14 protein-coding genes and 1 pseudogene are annotated in these 22,539 nt (G+C 72.1%); 10 read left to right on the forward strand and 5 right to left on the reverse strand.

Annotated features, from left to right (window positions below; all coding sequences use genetic code 11):
* From ACW9PK_RS10385 to hemL, 5 genes are all read left to right on the forward strand, one after another.
* On the forward strand, nucleotides 1-1,206 hold the full coding sequence (locus ACW9PK_RS10385; protein WP_368844321.1) for a ferrochelatase: 1,206 nt from the start codon (nucleotides 1-3) through the stop codon (nucleotides 1,204-1,206).
* Complete coding sequence (hemC, locus tag ACW9PK_RS10390; protein ID WP_368844322.1) at nucleotides 1,203-2,147, forward strand: hydroxymethylbilane synthase; 945 nt, start codon at nucleotides 1,203-1,205, stop codon at nucleotides 2,145-2,147. Before ACW9PK_RS10385 ends, hemC begins: the two co-directional genes overlap by 4 nt.
* Nucleotides 2,144-3,100, forward strand: a complete 957-nt coding sequence (locus ACW9PK_RS10395; RefSeq protein WP_368844323.1) for a uroporphyrinogen-III synthase — start codon at nucleotides 2,144-2,146, stop codon at nucleotides 3,098-3,100. Before hemC ends, ACW9PK_RS10395 begins: the two co-directional genes overlap by 4 nt.
* A gap of 16 nt (nucleotides 3,101-3,116) precedes the next feature.
* Nucleotides 3,117-4,124, forward strand: a complete 1,008-nt coding sequence (gene hemB, locus ACW9PK_RS10400; protein WP_064846088.1) for a porphobilinogen synthase — start codon at nucleotides 3,117-3,119, stop codon at nucleotides 4,122-4,124.
* A gap of 81 nt (nucleotides 4,125-4,205) precedes the next feature.
* Complete coding sequence (hemL, locus tag ACW9PK_RS10405; RefSeq protein ID WP_064846089.1) at nucleotides 4,206-5,525, forward strand: glutamate-1-semialdehyde 2,1-aminomutase; 1,320 nt, start codon at nucleotides 4,206-4,208, stop codon at nucleotides 5,523-5,525.
* 148 nt (nucleotides 5,526-5,673) lie between these two features.
* On the opposite strand, the pseudogene ACW9PK_RS10410 reads toward hemL, so the two are convergent.
* Nucleotides 5,674-6,357: pseudogene (locus ACW9PK_RS10410) on the reverse strand (exonuclease domain-containing protein); the annotation flags it as partial.
* Nucleotides 6,358-6,729: 372 nt separating this feature from the next.
* Between ACW9PK_RS10410 and ACW9PK_RS10415 the strand changes: the two are divergent.
* Nucleotides 6,730-10,275, forward strand: a complete 3,546-nt coding sequence (locus ACW9PK_RS10415; protein ID WP_457015791.1) for a PD-(D/E)XK nuclease family protein — start codon at nucleotides 6,730-6,732, stop codon at nucleotides 10,273-10,275.
* Nucleotides 10,272-13,781 (forward strand): UvrD-helicase domain-containing protein, encoded by a 3,510-nt coding sequence (locus tag ACW9PK_RS10420; RefSeq protein WP_457015792.1) that lies wholly within the window; start codon nucleotides 10,272-10,274, stop codon nucleotides 13,779-13,781. Before ACW9PK_RS10415 ends, ACW9PK_RS10420 begins: the two co-directional genes overlap by 4 nt.
* Here the strand turns inward: ACW9PK_RS10420 and ACW9PK_RS10425 are convergent.
* On the reverse strand, nucleotides 13,709-14,932 hold the full coding sequence (locus ACW9PK_RS10425) for a macrolide 2'-phosphotransferase (RefSeq protein WP_457015794.1): 1,224 nt from the start codon (nucleotides 14,930-14,932) through the stop codon (nucleotides 13,709-13,711). The two genes, ACW9PK_RS10420 and ACW9PK_RS10425, sit on opposite strands and share 73 nt — an antisense overlap.
* 85 nt (nucleotides 14,933-15,017) lie before the next feature.
* On the opposite strand from ACW9PK_RS10425, the gene nudC reads away from it, so the two are divergent.
* Together nudC and ACW9PK_RS10435 are read left to right on the forward strand one after the other, a co-directional pair.
* Nucleotides 15,018-15,992, forward strand: coding sequence for an NAD(+) diphosphatase (gene nudC / locus ACW9PK_RS10430; protein ID WP_368844327.1), 975 nt, complete (start codon nucleotides 15,018-15,020; stop codon nucleotides 15,990-15,992).
* Nucleotides 15,989-17,779 carry an ATP-dependent helicase gene (locus ACW9PK_RS10435; RefSeq protein ID WP_457015796.1) on the forward strand — a complete coding sequence of 597 codons (1,791 nt, stop codon included), beginning with the start codon at nucleotides 15,989-15,991 and terminating at the stop codon, nucleotides 17,777-17,779. Before nudC ends, ACW9PK_RS10435 begins: the two co-directional genes overlap by 4 nt.
* A 108-nt stretch (nucleotides 17,780-17,887) precedes the next feature.
* Here ACW9PK_RS10435 and ACW9PK_RS10440 read toward each other — a convergent pair whose 3' ends face one another.
* Nucleotides 17,888-18,709: an alpha/beta fold hydrolase gene (locus ACW9PK_RS10440; RefSeq protein ID WP_197493103.1), complete on the reverse strand. Its 822-nt coding sequence runs from the start codon at nucleotides 18,707-18,709 to the stop codon at nucleotides 17,888-17,890.
* The gene (locus tag ACW9PK_RS10445; RefSeq protein ID WP_457015797.1) at nucleotides 18,706-20,184 is read right to left on the reverse strand and encodes a flavin-containing monooxygenase; all 1,479 of its coding nucleotides are present in this window, start codon (nucleotides 20,182-20,184) and stop codon (nucleotides 18,706-18,708) included. The genes ACW9PK_RS10440 and ACW9PK_RS10445 overlap by 4 nt, the downstream gene beginning before the upstream one ends.
* 276 nt (nucleotides 20,185-20,460) lie before the next feature.
* Here ACW9PK_RS10445 and ACW9PK_RS10450 point away from each other — a divergent pair, with 276 nt between their 5' ends.
* On the forward strand, nucleotides 20,461-21,501 hold the full coding sequence (locus ACW9PK_RS10450; protein WP_260850548.1) for a LacI family DNA-binding transcriptional regulator: 1,041 nt from the start codon (nucleotides 20,461-20,463) through the stop codon (nucleotides 21,499-21,501).
* Between the two features lie 38 nt (nucleotides 21,502-21,539).
* Here ACW9PK_RS10450 and ACW9PK_RS10455 read toward each other — a convergent pair whose 3' ends face one another.
* Nucleotides 21,540-22,418: a hypothetical protein gene (locus ACW9PK_RS10455; RefSeq protein WP_457015799.1), complete on the reverse strand. Its 879-nt coding sequence runs from the start codon at nucleotides 22,416-22,418 to the stop codon at nucleotides 21,540-21,542.
* Between the last annotated feature and the right edge of the window lie 121 nt (nucleotides 22,419-22,539).

The raw sequence follows: 22,539 nt of genomic DNA on the forward strand, positions 1-22,539 counted from the left end.
ATGACTGGCACCCGAGAGACCAATGCCCTGAGTGCCGAGCGCGCCAACGCGCCGCACAGCTTCGACGCCCTGATCCTCTCCTCCTTCGGCGGGCCGGAGGGTCAGGAGGACGTGATCCCGTTCCTGCGCAACGTCACGCGCGGCCGCGGCATCCCGGACGAGCGGCTCGAGGAGGTGGCCACCCACTACCGTGCGAACGGCGGCGTGAGCCCCATCAACGCCCAGAACCGGGCGCTGCGCGATGCGCTCGAGGCCGAGCTGCGGCGTCGTGGTGTGGAGCTGCCCGTGCTGCTCGCCAACCGCAACTGGGACCCGTACGTGGCGGACGTTCTGCGCGAGAGCCACGAGCGAGGGTACCGGGACCTGCTGGTGCTCGCCACGAGCGCGTACTCCGGGTACTCCAGCTGCCGCCAGTACCGGGAGGACTACGGCGTGGGCCTGGAGGAGACGGGGCTGCAGGACGAGCTGCACGTGGAGAAGATCCGGCAGTACTACGACTCCGAGGGTTTCCTGCGCCCCTACGCCACCAAGCTGCGTGAGTCACTGGAGGCTCTGCGGCAGCGCACGGACGGTGCGCTCCGCGTGCTGTTCACGACCCACTCGGTGCCCATGACGGACGCGCATGCCGCGGGTCCCGAGCGCATGGACTTCGAGGGGGACTCCGCCTACGTGGCGCAGCACCTCGCGGCCGCGCGCTGGATCGTGGAGCAGGTGGGCGAGCCCATGAACGGGGTGGAGTGGGAGCTCGTGTACCAGTCCCGCTCCGGGCCCCCGCAGGTCCCGTGGCTCGAACCGGACATCTGCGACGTCATCCAGGAGCTGCCTGGTAAGGGCGTCACCGGCGTGGCCGTGGTGCCCCTGGGCTTCGTCTCGGACCACATGGAGGTGCTCTGGGACCTCGACACCGAGGCCCGTGACGCCGCGGCCGAGGCCGGCCTGGAGTTCGAGCGCATCCCCACCGCCGGCACCGATCCCGAGTTCGTGGCCGCGCTCGCGGACCTCGTGGAGCAGCGGCTGGGCACGCCCACCGCGCCCCCGCGGGTATCCGCGTGCGCCCAGGGCACGTGGTTCGACACGTGCGCCCCCGACTGTTGCTTCAAGATTCTGCGCGGTCAGGACTCACCCCGTCCCACGATCGCCCAGCGACCCGTGGGGGAGCCCATCCCGGTGGGCCTGGACGAGTCCGGGGACGTGACCTACCGATGAGCGGTGCCGATTTCACCGTGGGTACCCGCGGTTCGCAGCTGGCCATGACGCAGAGCCGCTGGGCCGCCGAGGCCGTTGCCAGCGCGGGCGGACTCGACTACGAACTGGTCACCGTGCGCACCGAGGGCGACGTGCTCACCGGGCCGCTGTCCCAGTTGGGCGGTACAGGGGTCTTTGCCACGGCGTTGCGGTCCAAGGTGCTCGACGGCGCCGTGGACCTGGCCGTGCACTCCCTCAAGGACCTGCCCACCGCGGCGGTCACGGGGCTCACCATTGCCGCGCTGCCGCAGCGTGAGGACCCGCGGGACGCCCTGTGCGCCCGTGACGGTCTGACCCTCGACGAACTGCCGGAGGGCGCGGCCGTGGGCACGGGCTCGCCGCGGCGCGTCGCGCAGTTGCGCGCCCTGCGCCCCGACCTGCGCATCGTGGACATCCGCGGCAACGTGGGCACGCGGCTCAACCGCGTGGCTCCCGGGGACCCGGGGGACCTCGACGCCGTGGTGCTCGCGGCGTCGGGCCTCAAGCGCCTGGGCCTCGAGGGGCGGATCACCGAGTACCTGGATCTGCACCGGATGCTGCCGGCCCCGGGCCAGGGTGCGCTCGCGCTCGAGGTCTCGGCGGAACTCGCGGCGGACTCGGGTCTCGCGACCGGTCTGGCCGCGGTGGACCACCTGCCTACGCGGCTCGCGGTCACCGCGGAGCGCTCGGTGCTGGCTCGCCTCGAGGCGGGCTGCGCCGCACCCGTGGGAACCTTCGCACGCCTCGTGGACGGTGATCTCGAACTGGACGTCGTCGTGGCGAATCCGGACGGCTCCGAGGTCATGCGCCGCACGGAGTCCGCGCGGGAACCCTCGGTCGAGGCCGCGCGGGCTCTCGGTCAGCGGGTCGCGGATGACCTGTTGGCCCACGGCGCGGACCGGTTGGCACGGTTGAGCCTGTGACCGCGGCGCGCGTGCTCATCACCCGCGACCCCGCTTCCGCGAGCGCCCTGGCGGTGCTGCTGCGGGAGCGCGGGTACGAGCCGTGCGCCTCGCCCCTGCTCGAGGCCCAGTTGCCGTCGGACGTGGAATCACTGCGGGAGCTGCTGGCCGAGGCCACCGGCCCGAGCGGTCCCACGTGGTTGTGCGTGACGTCCGCGACCACGGTGGCGGCGCTTGCCGCGGTCGCCCCGACCCCGCAGTGGGGTGCCGCGCTCGACGCCGCTCGGCGGCCCTCCGCTCGTCATCGCACCGAGGCCGGTGGACCCGCGCTGCGGGTCGCCGCGGTGGGCGAGGCGACCGTCCGCGCGCTGGGGGAGTATGGTGTGGGCGTGGATTTCGTCCCCGCGCGCGTCTCGAGCGCGGCGGGCATGCTCGCCGAGTGGCCCGAGGAGCACCCGGGTGCAGCCGGGGCCCCGGTGCGGGCCCTCGTGCCGGTCTCGGCGCTCGCGTCCGACGCCCTCGTGAGCGGACTGCGGGAGCGGGGGTACGACGTCGTGCGGATCACCGCGTACGACACCGTCCCGGCCCCGGCGGACCGCCCGCTGCGCGCCCCCGGTGCCGGGACCGCAACCACACCAGAAGCCCCCGAGGAATGGGGCGCCGACGCCGCTCGGGCCGCGTGCGCGTCCGGTGAGCTGGCCGCGGTGGTGGTCACGGCGCCGTCGCGCGCGGACGCCCTGCTGGAGGGCATGACGCCCGCGGCCGCCACGGCGTGGATCGCGATCGGGGAACCGACCGCCCGCGCGCTGCGGGCCCGCGGAGTCGACCCGATGACCTCCGCGCAACCGACCCCAGCGGCCCTGGCCGACGCCGTGTCGCGGGCGCTGGGTGAGCCGGACACTTCGGCGCCGGAGCGGGACGGTCACGCCGAGCCCGCAACGACCCGCCCCGTGACGACTCAAAGATTTCGATGATCAGGAGATGTGAACCATGACCGACCATGACGTGTCGTACGACCTCGTGTCACGGCCCCGCAGACTGCGCAGTACCCCGGCCATGCGCCGGTTCACCGCGGAGACCCGCGTGACGCCGTCCGAGCTGATCCTGCCCGTGTTCGTCAAGGAAGGACTCGACGAGCCGCAGCCCCTGGCCTCGATGCCCGGTGTGGTGCAGCACAACATGGACTCTCTCAAGCGCGCGGCCGCCGAAGCCGTGGAGCTGGGGCTGGGCGGCTTCATGTTGTTCGGGATCCCGCAGACCCGCGACGCAGAGGGCTCCGCCGCGCTGGACCCGGACGGCATCCTCAACCGCGGGATCCGTGCCGTGCGTGACGAGGTGGGGGACGACATCGTGGTCATGTCGGACCTGTGCCTGGACGAGTTCACCGATCACGGCCACTGCGGCGTGCTGGATGATCAGGGCCGCGTGGACAACGATCGCACCCTGGAGATCTACGGCCGCATGGGCCTGGCCCAGGCCGAGGCCGGCGCCCACATGCTGGGACCCTCCGGGATGATGGACGGCCAGGTGGGCGTGATCCGCGCGGCACTGGACGCTGCGGGCCGCGAGGACGTGTCGATCCTCGCCTACAGCGCCAAGTACTCGTCCGCGTTCTACGGCCCGTTCCGTGAGGCCGTGGACTCCACACTCACGGGTGACCGCAAAACCTATCAGATGGATCCTGCGAACCGCCGGGAGGCCCTGCTGGAGCTGCAGCTGGACCTGGACGAGGGCGCGGACATGGTCATGGTCAAGCCGGCCATGAGCTATCTGGACATCCTGCGCGAGGTCGCGGACGCGTCCCCCGTGCCGGTCTCGGCGTACCAGATCTCGGGTGAGTACGCGATGATCGAGGCCGCCGCGGCGAACGGCTGGATCAACCGCGACGCCGCGATCCGCGAGTCCGTGCTGTCCATCAAGCGCGCCGGGGCCAACTCGATCCTGACCTACTACGCGACCGAGCTCGCTCGCTGGTTCCATGAGGAGAACGGCAGGTAACCCCAGAACCCCCGCGCCCGCGCCGTCGCGCGGCACGGTCCCACCGGGAGAGCCTCCCGGCGAAAGGAATGAAGTGATCTCATGAGTGTTTCGCAAGAACTGTTCGACCGCGCCCAGCGCGTCATGCCCGGGGGCGTCAACTCGCCCGTGCGCGCGTTCAACTCCGTGGGCGGTACCCCGCCGTTCATCGCTGCGGCCAAGGGCCCGTACCTCACGGACGTGGACGGGCGCGAGTACGTGGACCTGGTGTGCTCGTGGGGCCCCGCGCTGATCGGTCACGCGCATCCCGTGGTCACGGAGGCCGTCCACGAGGCCGTGGAGCGCGGCCTCGGTTTCGGCGCCACCACGCGCGGTGAGACCGAACTCGCCGAGCTCGTGGTGGACCGCGTGGCCCCGCTCGAGGAGATCCGCATGGTCTCCACGGGCACCGAGGCCACCATGACGGCGCTGCGCCTGGCCCGCGGGTTCACGGGCCGCGACCTGGTGGTCAAGTTCGCCGGGTGCTACCACGGTCACGTGGATTCGCTCCTGTCGGAGGCCGGTTCCGGTGTCGCGACCCTGGCCCTGCCGGGTTCCGCGGGAGTCACCGAGGCCACCGCCGCCCAGACGCTCGTGGTGGCCTACAACGACGTCGCGGCGCTCGAGACCGTCTTCGCCGAGCACCCCGGTGAGATCGCCGCGGTGATCACCGAGGCCGCTCCGTGCAACATGGGCGTGGTCACCCCGGAGAACGACTTCAACGAGCACATCCGTCGGATCACCCGGGACAACGGCGCCCTGATGATTCTGGACGAGGTGCTCACGGGCTTCCGCGTCCACGAGGCCGGGTACTGGGGGCTCAGCAACCAGAACGGCGAGGACTGGGTCCCGGACCTGTTCACGTTCGGCAAGGTCATCGGCGGGGGACTGCCCACCGCCGCACTGGGCGGGCGCCGCGAGATCATGGAGTACCTGGCCCCCATGGGCCCGGTGTACCAGGCGGGCACGCTGTCCGGGAACCCCGTGGCTATGGCCGCGGGGATCGCGACGCTCAAGTGCGCGGACCGGATCGCGTATCAGACCATCGACCGCCGTTCCGAGCAGCTGCAGGCGGGGGTGCACGAGGCCCTCGATGCCGCCGGGGTCGATCACTCGATCCAGGTGGCCGGCAACCTGTTCTCGGTGGCCTTCGGGACCGGTGCCCGCGGGGTGCACGACTACGCGGACGCCAAGGCCCAGGAGAGCTTCCGGTACACGCCGTTCTTCCACTCCATGCTGGATGCCGGGGTCTACCTCCCGCCCTCGGTCTTCGAGGCGTGGTTCCTCTCCGCGGCGCACGACGATTCGGCCATGGACCGGATCCTCTCGGCCCTTCCCGCCGCGGCTCGTGCGGCAGCGGAGGCTCGACCCGCCGAAGGCTGATCCGCTCCGCCTTTTCTGTACGCCTTTTCCTGTACGACGACGGCGCGGCGCCGCCCGGGTGGTTCCCGGCGGTGCCGCGCCGTCGTCGTTGCGCAGTGCGACGGCCGCGGTCGTGCGCGTGACGGTCGCTGTAGTGGTGCGGGTGGGGTCAGGGGTGCGGGTGGACGGGCCACGTGCCGTCCACCACGGCCTCGGGATCTCGGCGCCGGAAGTACTCCTGCAACGACGCCGCTTGCTCGGCTGCCCAGCCGATCTGCAGTTCGTGCAGCTCTTCCGCGGGTCGTTCAAGCTCTGCGAACCGTTCGACCAGGGCGGTGGCGAGCCGCTCGGTGGCCAGCGCGTCCGCCGCGGAGGTGTGTGCGGCATCTAGGACCACGCCATACTCCTCGCACAGTGCGCCCAGCGTCCGCTTGCCGCGGCGGTAGCGGTGCACCTGCTTGTTGAGCACGAACGGGTCCAGCACGGGCATCGGGGCCGGGGCGGGCAGACCGTGGCGCTCGCTCTCTCTCGCGAGGACCGTGAGGTCGTAGGCGGCGTTGAATGCGAGCACCGGGATCCCCGCGCGCCACAGCCCGCTCAGCACGTCGTGCAGTTGCGCGGTGACCTCCGCGGCGGGGCGGCCCTCGGCGCGGGCCCGTTCGGTCGTGACGCCGTGGACCGCGGCGGCCTCCGCGGGGATCTCGATCCCGGGATCGGCGAGCCACTCCCATTCCCGCGTCACGGTCCCAGTGGCGTCCACGAGGACCACCGACGCCGTCACGATCCTCGCCTCCTGCGGATCCCGCCCCGTGGTCTCGAGGTCGAACGCCGCGCGCTCGCCGGCGGTCCACGACGGCGCGGCGCCGACCTCCCTGCGAGCCGCCCCGTGGGGGACGGTTGCTGCGGTCGCCGCGGGCTCGACGGCGTCGTCGCCGGCGCTCTGTGCTACTTCGGACGCGCGGTCGCGTGAGGGCGCGGAGCGGGTGCCGGCAGCGTTGTCCCGCGTGAGTTCAGGCGCGGGCTCGAGCGCGGCGTCGAACAGCGTGGGCTGCTCGGGCTGCGGCGCGGCGGGTTCCTCGGGGTCCGCCGCGGGTGGCGGGGGCGGCACGTCGAAGAGTGCGGGCTGTTCGGTGTCACCTGTGTCCTGCGGGGAAGCCATGCGACCACGGTACCGGTCGGTGCGCGGGCCGTTATGCGTGTCGGATGACCGTGATGTGATCACCACATGCGAACGCAGCGTGAACCGTCCTGGCGCGTCCTCCCGCCCCGCGGCGTCGAATCCGGCGGGGCGGACCCGGAGCTGGACCCCGCGCAACGCACCGTCGTGGAGCTACCGGCCGACCACGGGCCGGTCCTCGTGCTGGGAGCGCCCGGGACGGGGCGCAGCACGGTGACCGTGGAGGGTGCGGTGCGACGGATCGTCGAGGGAGCCGATCCGCAGCGCCTGCTCGTGCTCGCGCCATCGCGTGAACTGGCGGCCACGCTGCGGGACGAGATCAGCCGCCGTGCGCGCGCGACCATCAGCACGCCGCTCGTACGCGCGTGGCAGGCGTACGCGTTCGACGTCCTGCGCCGCGCACAGGCCCAGGACCTGTTGCCCGGGGTCACCACCACACCGGTGTTGTTGTCCGGGCCGGAACAGGACGCGTTCCTCGCGGAGATGATGCGCGGGCACGCTGCCGGGTACGGCAGCCCCGTGGTGTGGCCCGCGGAACTCGATCAGGCGCTCGGCACGCGCGGCTTCCGCGGCGAATTGCGCGAGCTGTTCGACCGCATGAACGAATACCGCCTGGCGCCCGACGTTTTGGCGCGCTGGGCGCAGCCCCTCGGTCGCCCCGAGTGGCGCAGCGCGGCGGCGTTCCGCGCCGAGTACCAGCAGATCCGCGCTCTGCGCATGCCCAACGCCTTCGACCCGTCCGAGCTCGTGGACCGCGCGGCCCGCGTCCTCGAGGAGAATCCGGATTTCCTCGCCCGGGAACAGGACCGGTTGGACGTCGTGCTCGTGGACGACCTCCAGGACGCCACCCCGTCCGCCCACCGGCTTATCGGGGTGCTCACCCGGGGCCGGGACGCCGTGTTCACCGCCAATCCGGACACCACCGTCCAGGGGTTCCGCGGGGCCCGCCCGGACCTGTTGCGCACGCTCGAGGACCGGGTGGGCACCCCCGCTCAGCCCCTGCAGCGCTTGCAGCTAGGCACGAGTCACCGCATGCCACTGCGGGTCAACGAGGCGTGGCAGCGCGTGGCGCGGGCCATCTCGGTCGTACCGGGGGCCCGCGTCCAGCGCGCCCCCGAGCAACCCCGTGCGACCGAGCACATCGCCTCCCAGGCAACCGACGCCCACACAGCCGACGCCCTCCATGCCGCCGACGACGCCCACCCTGCCGACGACGCCGCAGCGCCGGGTTCGGTGCGCGCGGTGCTCTTCGATTCGCCCACGGCCCAGGCACGCTGGTGCGCGGACCACTTCTTGCGTTTGCATGTTTTGCACGGTGTGCCCTACCGGGACATGGCGGTGATCGTGCGCAGCGGTTCCCAATTGTCGGCGCTGACCCGGCAGCTGTCGGCGCTAGGCGTGCCCACGACCACGTCCGCGGCCGAGACCCCCTTGCGCGAGGAACCCGCGGTGATCCCGCTGCTGCATGCCCTGCGCTTGTTGCTCGCGGCTCAGGATGCGGTCGCGGAACCGGACGGAGCACTTGATCAGGAAGCACAGGAGGCCGGCCCGGGCCGGGGTGGGCAGCCGGGCGACGATCCCGATTCTGCTTCCGGAACGTCGATGGAGGGCTCGGAGGCCGAGGACGCGGACCGTGAGCGGGCCGCCCACCGATCCATGCTCACGGCCAGTGCCGCGGTGGCCCTGTTGACGTCGCGGATCGGCGGGGCGTCACCCATGGAGGTGCGCCGGATCCGCCAGAAACTGCGCGGTTACGAGCTGCGTACCGGTGGTGGACGCACGAGCGACGACCTCCTCGTCCAGGCGCTCGCGGACGGTGTGTTGCTCGAGCTCGCGGAGGTGCACTCGGATTCCGCGGCGCGCGTCGCTGACATGCTCCAGGCCGGTCAGGAGACGTTGGACGAGCCCGGCGCCACCGCTGAATCCGTGTTGTGGGCCCTGTGGGACGCGTCCGGGGTCGCACCGCGCTGGCGGCGTCGTGCCCTGGCCGGGGGAGCGGAGGCCGTGCGGGCGGACCGGGACCTGGACGCCGTCGTCGGACTGTTCGAGGCCGCCGAACGGTTCGTGGACCAGGTCCCGGGCGCCACGGCACGGGCGTTCATGGACTACATGGACCACCAGGAGTTGCCCATGGACACCCTGGCGGCCCGAGCACCGGCGGAGGACAACGTCTCGGTGATGACCCCCGCGGGGTCGGCGGGTCGGCAGTGGGCGCACGTGGTCGTCGCCGGGGTGCAACAGGGGGTGTGGCCCAACACCGCCCTGCGCGGTCAGTTGCTGGGAACGGACGTGCTCACCGACGCCCTGGACCACGGGCCGGCACAGGCCACACGGTTGAGCGCGGTGGACCGGTTGCGGCAGGTGCGCTTCGACGAACTGCGGCAGTTCGCCACGGCCGTCTCCCGCGCCACGGCCAGCCTCACGGTCACCGCGGTGGCCAGCCAGGACGAGCAACCGTCCGAGTTCGTGGACCTCGTGGCCGGTGGGAGCCGCGACGATCCCGGCATCTCCGTCGAGGAACTGAGCGCACCCGAACCCCTCACGTTGCGCCAGCTCACGGGTGCGCTGCGCCGCACCGTGCAGCAACCGGACGCGGCCGCCCACGAACGAGAGGCCGCCGCGCGTCTGCTGCATGATTTCGCCGCGCTCGCAGAGCCCGTACCGGGTGCCGCACCCGAGCAGTGGTGGGGCCGCAACGCTTTGTCCACCGAGGACGCACTGTTCGCACCGGACGAGGCAGTACGCGTCTCCCCGTCCACGATCGAGACGATCCACCGCAGCCCGCTCGACTGGTTCGTGAGCGAGGCCCATGCCACCGAGGTGACCGATCTGCGGCGCAGCCTGGGAACGCTGGTGCACGACATCGCCGAGCGACTCCCGGACGCCGACAGCGTCGAGTTGATCGCGCACCTGCGCCGCCGCTGGCCCTCCCTGGGCATGCCCCACGGCTGGACGGGGGAGCAGGAGCTCGAACGGGCGGAGAAGATGTTGCGTAAGTTCGCGCAGTACTCGCGGGAGATGCGCTCCGAGCACGGGCGCGAGCTCGTCTCGGTGGAGGGCAGTTTCGAGGTCCTGGTGCGCAGCGAGGCCCGGGACGCCCTGCTGACCGGGCGCGTGGACCGGCTGGAGGTGGACGCCCACGGGCGCCACGTCGTCGTGGATCTCAAGACCGGCAAACACCAGCCGACCAAGAAGGACATCCCCGAGCACCCGCAGCTGGGCGCGTATCAGGTGGCCTTGCAGGCCGGCGCCGGGCGGGCCATGCAGGAGGCCTCCCGCACCGAGGATCTGCATGAAACCCGACGTCCGGAGCGCATCGAGCTGCCCGAGGGCGCCGTGTCCGCCCAACCAGGGGGAGCGCTGCTCGTCCAGCTCGGCGGCCCCGCGGCGTCGCCCGGTGTGCAACTCCAGGACCCCCTGGACGAGGAACACCGCTGGGCGCGGGACCTCATCACGCAAGCGGCCCTCCTCGTGGCGGGCACGCGATTCGAAGCGCGGCACACCGCGGATCAGGAGGCCGGATTCGGGATCCGGTGCTCCGTCCCGTGGCTGTGTCCGCTGTGCGCCCAGGGAAGGCAGGTCACAGAGAAATGACCCAGCAGGATTCCGCCCCCCAGCCCCGCTCACCGCAGGACGTCCGGTACTCCCCGTACGAGATCGCGGAGGCGCTCGGGGACTTCCCGCCCACCGAGCAACAGGCCGCGGTGATCGCGTCCCCGTTGACCCCACGACTGGTCGTGGCGGGGGCGGGCTCGGGTAAGACGACCACCATGTCCGATCGCGTCGCGTGGCTTGTGGCCAACGGGCTGGCCCGCCCGGACGAGATCCTCGGGGTCACCTTCACGCGCAAGGCCGCGGGCGAACTGTCCCAGCGGATCAACCAGAAGCTGCGGAACCTGCGCCGCGCGGGACTCATCGACGAGCCCGAGGACGACGACGCCCCGGCCGCGGCGCAGGAGCCCACGGTCAGCACGTACCACTCCTACGCGAACTCGCTCGTACGCAGTTACGGGCTTCGGCTGGGCGTGGAATCGGACACCGTCCTGCTCGGTCAGGCCCAGGCCTGGCAACTCGCACACGACCTCGTGCAGAGCTGGGACGGCCCGTTGCCCGCGACCGTGCCCGCCGCATCCACGCTCACCACGGGTCTCATGCAGTTGGCGTCCGAGGCCTCGGAGCACCTCGTGGAACCGCGCCGGATCCACGAGTTCGTGGGCCGGCTGCGTACGATGTGCCTGGACACCCCTCCGGACGGGCGGAAGAAGTCCCCGGGGCGCAAGGTGCAGGACGCCGTGCGCCGGATGGAGCAGACCGAGGTCCTCGCGCAGCTCGTGGAGCGCTTCCGCGCGGCCAAGCGCGTGGACTCGGCGCTCGACTACGGCGATCTGCTGGCACTCGCGGCACGGATCGTGCGGATGGACCCCCACGCGCGCACGGTCGAGCGGGAACGCTTCTCGGTGGTCCTGCTGGACGAGTTCCAGGACACGTCCCACGCCCAGTTGGCCCTGTTCTCGGGATTGTTCGGGGAGGGGCACTGCGTCATGGCCGTGGGCGATCCCCAGCAGTCCATCTACGGCTTCCGGGGGGCGTCCTCCGGCCAGCTGTTCAGTTTCGTGGAGAACTTTCCGGTCCGGGGGTCCTCGGACGTGGAGCCGTCCCGGTTCGCGGACACGAGTTTCCTCACCACGGCGTGGCGCAACAGCCTCGCGGTCCTCGAGGTGGCGAACGCCGTGGCCGAGCCGCTGCGCACCCCGCCCGCGTGGAGCCGTTCCGCGGCCACGGTCGAGGTCCCGCCGCTGGACCCGGCGCCGGGTGCGGTGCGCGGTCGTGTGCGGGTGAGCCGCTACTTCACGGACACCGAGGAGGCCCAGGCCGTGGCCGCGTCGATCCACGACCAGCGGGCCGCGCATCAGGGCCAGGCCCCGGACGAGATGCCCACCATGGCCGTGCTGTGCCGCAAACGCGCGCAGTTCGAACCCCTGCGCCTGGAACTCGAAGCCCGGGACATCCCCTACGAAGTGGTCGGGCTGGGTGGGCTGTTGCACACCCCGGAGGTCGCCGACGTCGTCGCGATGCTCCACGTCCTCACCGATCCGGGCCGCTCGGATGCCCTCGCCCGATTGCTCGCCGGTGCCAGGTGGCGGCTGGGTGCACGCGACCTCGCGGCACTCGGCGACTGGGCCGTGGCCCTCGAGCGCGGCCACGAGCGGGCCGCGCGCGGCGAGGATCCGGAGCCCGCCGACGATGCGGCCACCACCGGCGAGAATGCCGAGGAGCCCGTGGTCATGGCGGACATCGTGGACCGCGCGAGCCTGATCGAGGCGCTCGAGACACTGCCCCCCGAGGGCTGGGTCTCCTCGCGCGGTCGCGGGATCAGTGCCGAGGGCGTGCGCCGGTTGCGCGCATTGCGCCGGGACGTGCGAGACCTGCGCAGTGTGCTCGGGGACGAGCTGACCACCGTGATCCACGAGGTCGAGACCGTGCTGGGCCTCGATATCGAACTCGCCGCGCTGCCCGGGGAGGATCCCGTGCACGCGCGGCGCAACCTGGACGGCTTCCACGACCAGGCGGTCCAGTTCACGGCCACGACCCGCACGCACGACGTCGCCGCGTTCCTGGACTGGCTCGAGGCCGCGTCCCACGAAGAGAACGGCCTGGAACTTCCGCCCGCGCACACGCGCCGGGACGCCGTACAACTGCTCACGGTCCACGCCTCCAAGGGCCTCGAGTGGGACCACGTCTACGTCCCCGGGCTCAACAAGAACGACTTCCCCTCCAAGAAGTCCTCCGCGTGGACCCTGGAAGCGGCCAAGCTGCCGTGGCCGTTACGGGGCGACGCCGCTCAGTTGCCCCAGTGGGATGCGCGCGTCTCGGACGTGCGCGAACTCGAGAGTTCTTACGAGGAGTTCGCGGAGGACGTCGAACAGTACGACCTCGCCGAGGAACGTCGGTTGGCCTATGTCGCGTTCACGCGCGCCAAGTCCCTGCTCGAACTCTCCGGCAGCGTGTTCCGGGGCACCGCCCAGGGGGTCAAGGAGGCCTCACCGTTTTTGCTCGAAGCGCGGGAGTTGGTCGAGGGATCGAGCCCCAGTTTCGAGGCGGGTCCGTGGGTCGAGCCGGAACCGGATGCCACCAACCCGCAGCGGGACACCCGGGTCAGCGCGCTGTGGCCGTACGACCCCGTGGAGGGACCGGAACTCGTGCGCACCGAACGCTCCGCGGACGGCGAGCGCATGGAAACCGTGATCGCTCCGGCACACCGGGGCCGCCGAGAGGTCATGGAACGCGCTGCCCGCGCCGTGGCCGAGCGCGGTTTCCCGGACACCCGCCAGCTCACGGACGAGGAGTTGGCACAGGGGCCCTCCGGTGACGTGGTCACGCGGTGGCGGCGCGAGGCCGAACTGTTGCTGGGTCGCCGCGCGGCGTCCGAGGAGGACCGCAGCGTGCACATGCCCTCCCACGTCTCGGCGTCCGCGCTCGTGGCCATGGACACCGATCCCGAGGGGTTCATCAGCAATCTGCGCCGACCCATGCCACGCAAACCGGGCTCCGCGGCCCGGGCGGGCACGGCGTTCCACACGTGGGTTGAGAACTACTTCGGGGACTCCGCGATTTTCGACGCGGACGAACTGCCCGGTTCCGACGACTACGTGGACGAGGACCTGGACCTGCCCCGGCTCGCCGAGACCTTCCGGAACAGCCCGTGGGCGTCTCTGGAACCCTACGCGATCGAACTGCCCGTGGAGACCCCGGTGGGGTCGCTCACGGTGCGCGGTCGGATCGATGCCGTGTTCCGCACCGCGGACGGCTGGGAACTCGTGGACTGGAAAACAGGGCGAATCCCGCACGGTCGGGAGCTCAAGCGCAAGTCCGGGCAGCTCGCGCTGTACCGGTTGGCGTTCGCGCGGTTGCACGAGGTCTCGGTGGAGCATGTGTCGGCGGCGTTCTACTACGTTGCCGCAGACCAGGTGGTGCGTCCCCACGACCTCGCGGACGAGACGGAACTCGAGGCCGTGGTGAGCTCGCTCTACGAGGTGGGCGTGACGGATCCGGACGCCGCGGAGGAACCGCCGGTGGAGGAGCCGCCCTCGCCGGAGTGATGGTCGGGGGACAAGCCGTCGTCGCTGGGGTGACCGTCCGGGGCGGAGTCGCCGTCGAGGGCGCGGCCGTCGGAGTCAGTGCGGTCCACCGAGTCCACGTCGGAGTCGCCGGCCCGATCCGCACCGGACGCGGCGGGTGACGCGGTCGAGGCGGGCGGAGGACCGGCCACCCCCGGGGACGGCGACGCGCTGGCCCGCACGTCCGCCGCGAGGGTCGTGAGCATCCGCTGGGCGTTGTCCACCATGAACGTGATGCCCCGGTCCACACCGCGCACGAGCCATTCCGCGAGCGCGAACTCGGCCTTGAGGTGCGCGCGGCGCAACAGATGGCGGTCCGGGGGTTGGACGGCCGCCACGGAGTAGGCCTCTATCACGGTGTCCGCGAACGCAGGGTCGGACATGCCCACGAGCCATGAGAAGTCCACGGCGGGATCGCCCACGTGCAGATCGCTCCACCCCGTGAAGGACGCGAGTGAACCGTGGTCCACGGTGATGTTGTCCTCGTGTAGGTCCCCGTGCACCACGCGCGTGGAGAACTGCCACAGCGTGGTGTCCTCGAGGGCCTCCTCCCACCGGCGCAAGAGGTCCCCGGGGATCAGCCCCGTGGTCGCGGCCTGATCGAGATCGTGGAGCATGCGCTTGCGGCACTGTTCGGCGCTGTAGGCGGGCAGGTCCGCGTCCATCACGAGCGCACGGGGCAGAGAATGAAGGCACCCGAGCGAACGGCCCAGTTGCACGGCCAGGGGGGCGCGCGGCGTCGCACTCGGGGAGGGCGTGTGCACGGGAGGTTCGGGATGTTCGTTCTGCCGCTGGAACTCCCGCAGGCTAAGCGTGTGACCCGGCAGGTGCGAGTAGACAAAAGTGCGCAACCCGTCCTGCGCCACGGACCCCGCGACCGTGGGCAGGTGGAACGGCAACCGCGAGCGCACGGACGGGGTGAACGCCTGCAACACCAGGTGCTCGGTCTCAAGGCGCATGCTCGCTTCGGTGTTCAGGGGACTGCGGACGCGCCAGCGGCGACCCTCGGAGTCCTGGACCACGCACGAGCGGAAATCCGCGGCGTCGTCGGGAGAAGGACCGGTGGCCACAGGGGCCACCCCGGGCACGGCCGCGGCCGCGACGGCGGCCAGCAATTCGGGGGTCGTTCTCACCTCACCCACCCTACCGGTCTCGGCCCGGGGCGGGCTGTCCACCGCGGCCCGTGAGGATGTCCGGACCCCGGTCTACAGTGGTCGGATGATCTCATCCCAGGACCGTCCCGGCGCCGTCGCGCCCCTGCTCGACGACGCCCAGCTGCCCTTCGCCGGGCGCCCCTTCGACCGGGACGCGGTCGCCCGGGAGCACCGCGATCTCGTGGCTGAGGCGCTCGCCTCGCCCACCGCGCGGGTGCTCGTGCTGCGGGGCTCCCAGGCCCCCACGCGCGACGGCGCCCTGGTCCTCCCGCTCGTGGCGGAGGTCCCGGGACCCACGGATGATGCCGGCCGCCCGGACGTGTACCTGGGCCGCCTGGCGGACGGCACCCAGGTGATCCTGCGCACCTTCCCCGAGGACACCCAGCTGTCCGGTCTCGACGGTGCCCGGTGGGAGGGGCTGCGCACGCTGGCCACCGTGGTGGACCCCGAGCAGACGTCGTTGCTCGTCACGGCGCAGGCGGTGGCCTTGTGGCACCGGGACCACCCGCGGTGTCCTCGCTGCGGGGCGCTCACGCAGAGCATCCGCTCCGGGTGGGCCCGGCGCTGCCCCGAGGACGACTCGCTGCACTTCCCCCGCACGGATCCAGCGGTCATCGTGGCGGTGGTCGAGGACGGCCCGGACCCGGCCTCGCAGCGCATCCTGCTGGGCCGCTCTGCGGCATGGGCCGGCAACATGTACTCCACGTTCGCAGGCTTCGTCGAGCCGGGGGAGTCCGCCGAGCAAGCGGTCGTGCGCGAGGTGCGCGAGGAGGCCGGGATCACGGTGGACACCGTGCAGTACCAGGGCTCTCAGCCGTGGCCGTTCCCCCGCTCCCTAATGCTGGGCTTCCGCGCCGTGGCCCACACATCGGTGGCCGAGGCGGACGGCGAGGAGATCCTGGACGTCCGGTGGTTCACGCGCGAGCAGCTGCTCACGAGCACCCGCACCGGTGAGGTCACGCTGCCGGGGAGGGTGTCGATCGCGCACGCGCTGATCGTCAGCTGGCTGGGCGAGGACCTTCCGGGGACCGATTGGTGAGCGTGGAGCGGAGCGCCGAGGAGCGGATCCTCGGAGGCCTGGACCCGGAGCAGCGCGTGGTCGCGACCACACTGAACGGTCCGGTGTGCGTGCGCGCTGGAGCGGGCACCGGCAAGACGCGGGCCATCACCCACCGCATCGCGTGGGGCATCGCCTCGGGGGTCTATACCCCCCAGAAGACCCTGGCCCTGACCTTCACCGCGCGCGCCGCCAATGAGATGCGCCAGCGGCTGCGGGCCCTCGGGGCTCCCGGTGTGCAGGCCCGGACCTTCCACTCTGCCGCCCTGCGCCAGCTGCAGTACTTCTGGCCGCAGGCCGTGGGTGGGCCCCCGCCGGGGCTCGTGAACCACAAGGCGAGACTGATCACCGAGGCCGCCCAGGCCATGCGCCTGACCACGGACCGGGCGACCGTCCGGGACGTCGCGGCCGAGATCGAGTGGGCCAAGGTCTCCATGCACACCCCGGACACCTATCCGCAGGCGGCGGGCCAGCGGGACATGCCCGCGGGCTACGACGTCCGCACCATGCAGCGGCTCTACCAGTCCTACGAGGACCTCAAAGCGGACCGGCACCTGATCGACTTCGAGGACGTCCTGCTGATCACGGTGGGGATCCTGGAGGAGGACGAGCGGATCGCCGCGGCGGTGCACGCGCAGTACCGCCAGTTCGTGGTGGACGAGTACCAGGACGTCTCGCCCCTGCAGCAGCGGCTGCTGGATGCGTGGCTCGGCTCCCGGGACGATCTCTGCGTGGTGGGGGACGCCTCCCAAACCATCTACTCCTTCACGGGCGCCACGTCCCGGCACCTGCTGGAGTTCCCGTCCCGGTACCCCGGGGCGTCCGTGGTGGAGCTGATCCGCGACTACCGCTCCACCCCTCAGGTGGTCAACACCGCCAACCGGCTGCTGGCCGCGCGCCGTCCGTCCCTCACGTCCACCCCGGACACGTGGGCCACACCGCTGCGCCTGGTCTCCCAGCGCCCCGCGGGCCCCGAGCCCGCGTGGAACGAGTATCCGGACGACGAGGCCGAGGCCGCGGGCGTGGCCGTGCGGATCCAGGACCTGATCGACGACGGCGTGGCCCCGCACGAGATCGCCGTCCTGTTCCGCACCAACGGCCAGTCGCAGGCATTCGAAGCCGCACTCGCGGATGCGAACATCGGCTTCCAGCTGCGCGGCTCCGAACGGTTCTTCAACCGGCCCGAGATCCGGCAGGCCATCGTGCAGATCCGTTCCGCCGCACGCACGGCGGGCGCGGACCGCGCGGACGTCCCCCAGCAGGTGCGGGACATGCTCGGTTCGCTCGGCTACACGGAGCGGGCCCCGCGCTCCGACAGCGCCACGCGCGCCAAGTGGGAGTCCCTGCGTGCACTCGTCTCGCTCGCTGACACCATGGCCCGCCGCGCCGCGGCGGACGGCGAGACGCTGTCGCTCGCCGGTTTCGCGCAGGAGATCGAACGCCGTGCGACCACCCAGGAGGCCCCGGTGGTGGACGGGGTCACGCTCGCGTCCCTGCACTCGGCTAAGGGCCTGGAGTGGGATGCCGTGTTCCTCGTGGGGCTCTCCGAGGGACTCATGCCCATCAGCTTCGCCGACACCCCGGATGCCATGGACGAGGAGCGCCGGCTGCTCTACGTGGGGATCACCCGCGCGCGGGAGCACCTCGTGCTCTCGTGGTCGCTGTCCCGGACCCCGGGCGGTCGGCCCAACCGGGCCCGGTCCCGTTTCCTCGACGCCGTGCTGCCCCCCGCGCCGCGCACCCCGGCACGACGCCGCGGCGGCCGCTAAGCGGGTGCGGCCGAGGCCCGGCCGGGACCGGTACCACCACCCGGTGACGCGTTGTGTGGTCGCAGCGCGGCGGGTGAGCGTGGACCGGGACCGGCCCGTGCGGCGTCGTCAGCTGCGCTCCGCGCTCGCCCAGAACTCGGTGGCCAGGCGGGCGAACTCGTCGGGCCGCTCGATCATGGGCCCGTGGCCGGTGTCGGGAAACCGGTGGCTGCGAGCCCCCAGGGCCTTCGCCCCGCGGGCGAGGTGACGGAAGGGCAGCACCGTGTCCTTGTCGCCCCACATGATGAACACGGGAACACCGGTGGCCCGCACGCGGGGGAGCAGCCGGCGCCGCCAGGGCCGCTTCACACCCGCGATCGAGCCGATCGAGCGCAGCATCTGCAGCATGGCCTCGGAGCCGCCGGGGCGCTGCGCGAGTTCGTAGCCGCGTTCCACGCGCTCGGGCGTGGCCAGGGCGGGGTCGTGGTACATGGCCCGCTCGGAGCGCAGCGCACCCTTGCGGCTCGGTGCCAGTGCGCGCTCGCCCACCCCGGGCAGCGCCGCGAGCCGCAGGGCCGGGCTCACGCCCCGTCCGAATCCTGCGGAGTCCACGAGCAGCAGGCTGCGCACGAGTTCCGGGTGGTCGGCGGTGAGCTGCATGGCCACGGCCCCGCCCAGGGAGTTGCCGGCCACGTGGGCCGGCGCAATGCCCTGGGCGCGCACGAACTCCGCCACGCGGGAGGCGAGATTCGAGAGGCTCATGCCCTCGGTGGGGACCTCGGAGCCACCGAAGCCGGGGAGGTCCACGCTGATCACACGGTGCCGCGCGGCCAGACGCTCGTGCTGCTCGTCCCAGTCGGCCAGGCTGCGTCCGATCCCGTGGATCAGCAGCACCGGGGTGCCCTCACCGGTCTCGCGCCAGCTCAGCCCGTTCCACATCTGCGTGCTCACGCGCCCACCCCCGAGGCGGTGCGGGCGGGCACCGTGAACTCCAGTTGCTCGTCCTTCTCGGCACCCGGACGGAACAGCACCCGGTCCCGCAGGTAGTTCTGCCGCACGTTCCATGCCCCGTCGCGGCCCTGGCGGGGCAGCAGGTGCGCGCCACGCTGGATGTAGCCGGAGGCCAGGTCGATGAGCGGGCGCAGCCCGGTGCGGGGGCCGGAGTACCGGGGCATGACGGCCACGGCACCCTCGCGGTCCATGCGGTCCAGCAGCCGCCGGAAGTACTCTGTGATCAGGTCCACGCGCAGGGTCCACGAGGAGTTCGTGTACCCGATGGCGAAGGCCATGTTGGGGACGCCGTCGAGCATCATGCCGCGGTAGCTCACGCGCGCGGCCGGATCCACGGTCTCCCCGTCCACCACGAGATCCATGTTCCCAAGAAACTGCACGTTGAGCCCCGTGGCGGTGACGATCACGTCCGCCGGGAGGTGACGGCCCGAGCGCAGCTGGATGCCGTCCGCGGTGAAGCGTTCGATGGTGTCCGTGACCACCTCGGCGTGGTCCCCGCGCACAGCCTTGAAGAAGTCGCCGTCCGGTGCCGCGCACAGCCGCTGGTCCCACGGGTCGTACTCGGGGGTGAAGTGCTCGTCCACCGGGAAGGTGGGGCCCAGGTGCTTCACAGCCCCGCGGTGCAGCAGGTCCCGCATGGCCTGCGGTCGGCGGCGGCTGAACTCGTAGATGGCCATGGAGCGCACGATGTTGCGCCAGCGGTTGGCCTCCCCGGCCACGCGCGGCGGCAGCCACTTGCGCAGCTTGATGCCAGTCTCGTCCCTGCCGGGCACGGAGGCCACGTAGGACGGGGAGCGCTGCAGCATGCTCACGTGAGCGCCGCGATCCGTGAGCGCGGGCACGAGGGTCACGGCGGTGGCGCCGCTGCCGATCACGACCACGCGACGGCCCGCCACGTCCAGGTCCTCCGGCCAGTGCTGCGGGTGGACCACGGTCCCCTCGAACTCGGACAGCGTGGGCCAGTCGGGGGTGAAGCCCTCGTCGTAGCGGTAGTAGCCCGTGGCCATGAACAGCCACCGGCCGGTGAGCTGCTCGGCCCCGCCCGTGTGGACGTCGCGGTGCGTGACGGTCCACGTGTGGGTTTCGGAGGACCACCGTGCCTGCTCGGCGCGCCGCCCGAACCGGATGTCCTTCGTGACGTCGGCCTCCTCGGCCGCCGAGTGGACGTAGTCGAGGATGGTGTCCCCAGTGGCCAGGCTGCGCTCTCCTGTCCAGGGGTGGCTGCGGTAGCCGAAGGTGGCCATGTCCGAGTCCGAGCGGATACCCGGGTACCGGAAGAGGTCCCACGTGCCGCCCATGTTCTCGCGCGCCTCGAGGATGCGGACGGTGCGGCCGGTGCCGGCGAGCTCCCGAGCGGTGCCGATGCCGGAGATCCCGGCACCGATGATGATCACGTCGACGTCCTGAGTGTCCATGTGGTTCTCCAACTTCCTTGCGGTCGCGCGCCCCGGTCGGATCCGGGTGGTGCAGCCGGTGCCCGACGGCGTTCCCGACGGGTACCGGCTCCGAAACCTCGCGGCGACGTGGCCGCTTCCAGTTCCCTGCAGGCAGGCCGTGCGCCGGGAGGGGCCCGGGTCGGCAGCGGTCCGTGCCGGTGCACACTAACGCGTGTTAGCTTGATGGTTGTCGAGTGTAACAGCTCACATTCGTGGGGCATCAGGGCCCGGCGGCGGTGGGCCACTCGCTACCATGTGGCCACCGACCTCCAGGGAGAACTCACGAGCATGCACCGGCACCGCACCCCCGCACGGCGGACCACGAGCGCCGACGTGGCACGGCTGGCCGGGGTCTCCCGCACCACCGTGAGCTTCGTGCTCAACGACACCCCCTCACAGTCCATCTCCGCGGGCACCCGACGCCGCGTGCTCGACGCCGCCCGGGAGCTCTCCTACGCGCCCTCGGCGGAGGCGCGGGCGCTCGGCCGGGGCCGCTCCACCTCCGTGCTGCTATACCTCCCGCCAGCGGGGTCCCTCACCGAGGACATCGGGGTGATCGTGGAGCGGCTCTCGGTGCTGTTCTCCGAGGTGGGGCTGTCCATGGTGATCCATGCGTGGACCCGCCGCCCCGCCGCCCAGGTCTGGTCCTCCGTGACGCCGGCCGCCGTGCTCGCGTGGGACCTCGCGGAGGACGACGCCGAGCGCATGCGTCGAAGTGGCGTGCGCGGCGTCCTCTCCTGGACCGGTTCGGACGACATGGGGCGGTGGATCACGGGTCTCCGTGAGCGGGACATCGCCAGGGTGCAGGTGCAGCGGCTCGTGGCCGCGGGCCATACGCACCTGGGCTATGCGATCACGGGCGGGGAGCACATGCACGGCGTCTCCCAGTGGCGCTTCGAGGTGCTGCAGCGCGAGTGCGCGGCCCGTGGCCTGCCTCGCCCGAGCGCTCTTCCCCTTCCTGCGGATCCCCGCGGGGCGGCCGATGTGCTGCTGCAGTGGCGCGAACGGCACCCGGGGGCGTCCGGGGTGTGCGCCCACGACACCACCGCCGCGCTCGCCGTGCTCTGCGGGATGCGGCGGCTCGGCTGGAAAGCGCCCGCGGACCTCGCGATCGTGGGGGTCAACGACTCCCCGGCGGCGGCGCTGGCCGACCCTCCGCTGACCATGGTGGCGCTGGACCCGGAGGTCACGGCCCGGCACATCGTGGCCGTGATCAACGCCCTGGTGCGGGACGAGCCCGCACCCTCGCCCCCGGACACGGCGGGGGCCTTCACGGTGGACCGCGACTCCGTCTGAGCGGGCACGGGTGGTACGGCGCACTCCGCACGCACGGTTCACAGCCCGGTGAACGCGAGGGAGCACAGGCACCTCGGATCCGGGGCCAACGGCAGAACCGTCAGCCCCCGGCGCAGCACGAGGCACGCGTCCGGACCGGCAGGTGACTGCGTTCCGGACGGGGGCCGGGCCGGCGGTGGGCCGGACGGTGCCGTTCCGGTGCCGGCAGGTGGCACGTCCGGGGGAGCGTCGTGTGGCGGGTCGGACGGTGCCGCCCGCGGAGCGGCGTCGTCCCGCAGCACGTGGGACAGCAGGCGACCCGCGATCTCCCCGGTGGCCACCGTGCGCGTCAGCACGGCCACCGTCCCGTCCTGACGCGGAAGCAGAGGCTCGCCGGGCGTGGGTGGGGACCCACGGAACGCGCGTCGCGCTTCACGGACCGCACTCGCCACACAGGCCCGGCACGGGCGATGCGCCCAGTCGGTGAGGGGCCAGACAACCACGGACCCGCCGTCGCGGACCACGCTCAGGGTGGGCAGCGCCGGGTCCAGCTCCGGGGAGGGAGCCGTGGCGAGGTCCGCCACGAGATCACCGGGCACGGACCACGTGTGGAGCACCACGGCGGTGGGCACCGCCGCCGACGGGAAGAGCTCGGGTGCGCTGAGCGGGGCGCAGCGCGGGGATCTGCGCCGCAGCAGGGTCCTCAGCACCAGTTCACGTGGCTGGCCCTGGAACTCCGCGGGATACGGGCCGTGGCGGACGTCCGCGGTCCCGACGGGTGCAGGATCCCGGACGTTGAGCAGGCAGACCCCGGCCTCCGCGAGCGCGAGGCACACGGCGGCGGTGAGGGGGTCGAGCCCGAGCGCGAGAACGCGCAGCTCGTCGAGCGCCGGGGGAGCGCAGGGTTCCTCGGGGGCGGTTGGGCAACGGTGGGTCATGGCACCAGGGTTGCCGAAGCGGGGCGCTCCCGCGGCTGGCGCGGGGCAATCCACAGGACGGGTGCCGCGGGCACCGTGCTCCCCTTCTGCGTCCCGGTTCGTGCCCCGCCCGGGCGGGGTG

It is taken from the genome of Kocuria sp. MNB10 (genome assembly GCF_054073685.1).

Coding starts and splice junctions, on each gene's coding strand:
- ACW9PK_RS10415 (WP_457015791.1), top strand. CDS start 6,730: ATGCGAACGCAGCGTGAACCGTCCTGGCGCGTCCTCCCGCCCCGCGGC.
- ACW9PK_RS10420 (WP_457015792.1), top strand. CDS start 10,272: ATGACCCAGCAGGATTCCGCCCCCCAGCCCCGCTCACCGCAGGACGTC.
- hemL (WP_064846089.1), top strand. CDS start 4,206: ATGAGTGTTTCGCAAGAACTGTTCGACCGCGCCCAGCGCGTCATGCCC.
- hemC (WP_368844322.1), top strand. CDS start 1,203: ATGAGCGGTGCCGATTTCACCGTGGGTACCCGCGGTTCGCAGCTGGCC.
- nudC (WP_368844327.1), top strand. CDS start 15,018: ATGATCTCATCCCAGGACCGTCCCGGCGCCGTCGCGCCCCTGCTCGAC.
- ACW9PK_RS10385 (WP_368844321.1), top strand. CDS start 1: ATGACTGGCACCCGAGAGACCAATGCCCTGAGTGCCGAGCGCGCCAAC.
- ACW9PK_RS10455 (WP_457015799.1), bottom strand. CDS start 22,418: ATGACCCACCGTTGCCCAACCGCCCCCGAGGAACCCTGCGCTCCCCCG.
- hemB (WP_064846088.1), top strand. CDS start 3,117: ATGACCGACCATGACGTGTCGTACGACCTCGTGTCACGGCCCCGCAGA.
- ACW9PK_RS10445 (WP_457015797.1), bottom strand. CDS start 20,184: ATGGACACTCAGGACGTCGACGTGATCATCATCGGTGCCGGGATCTCC.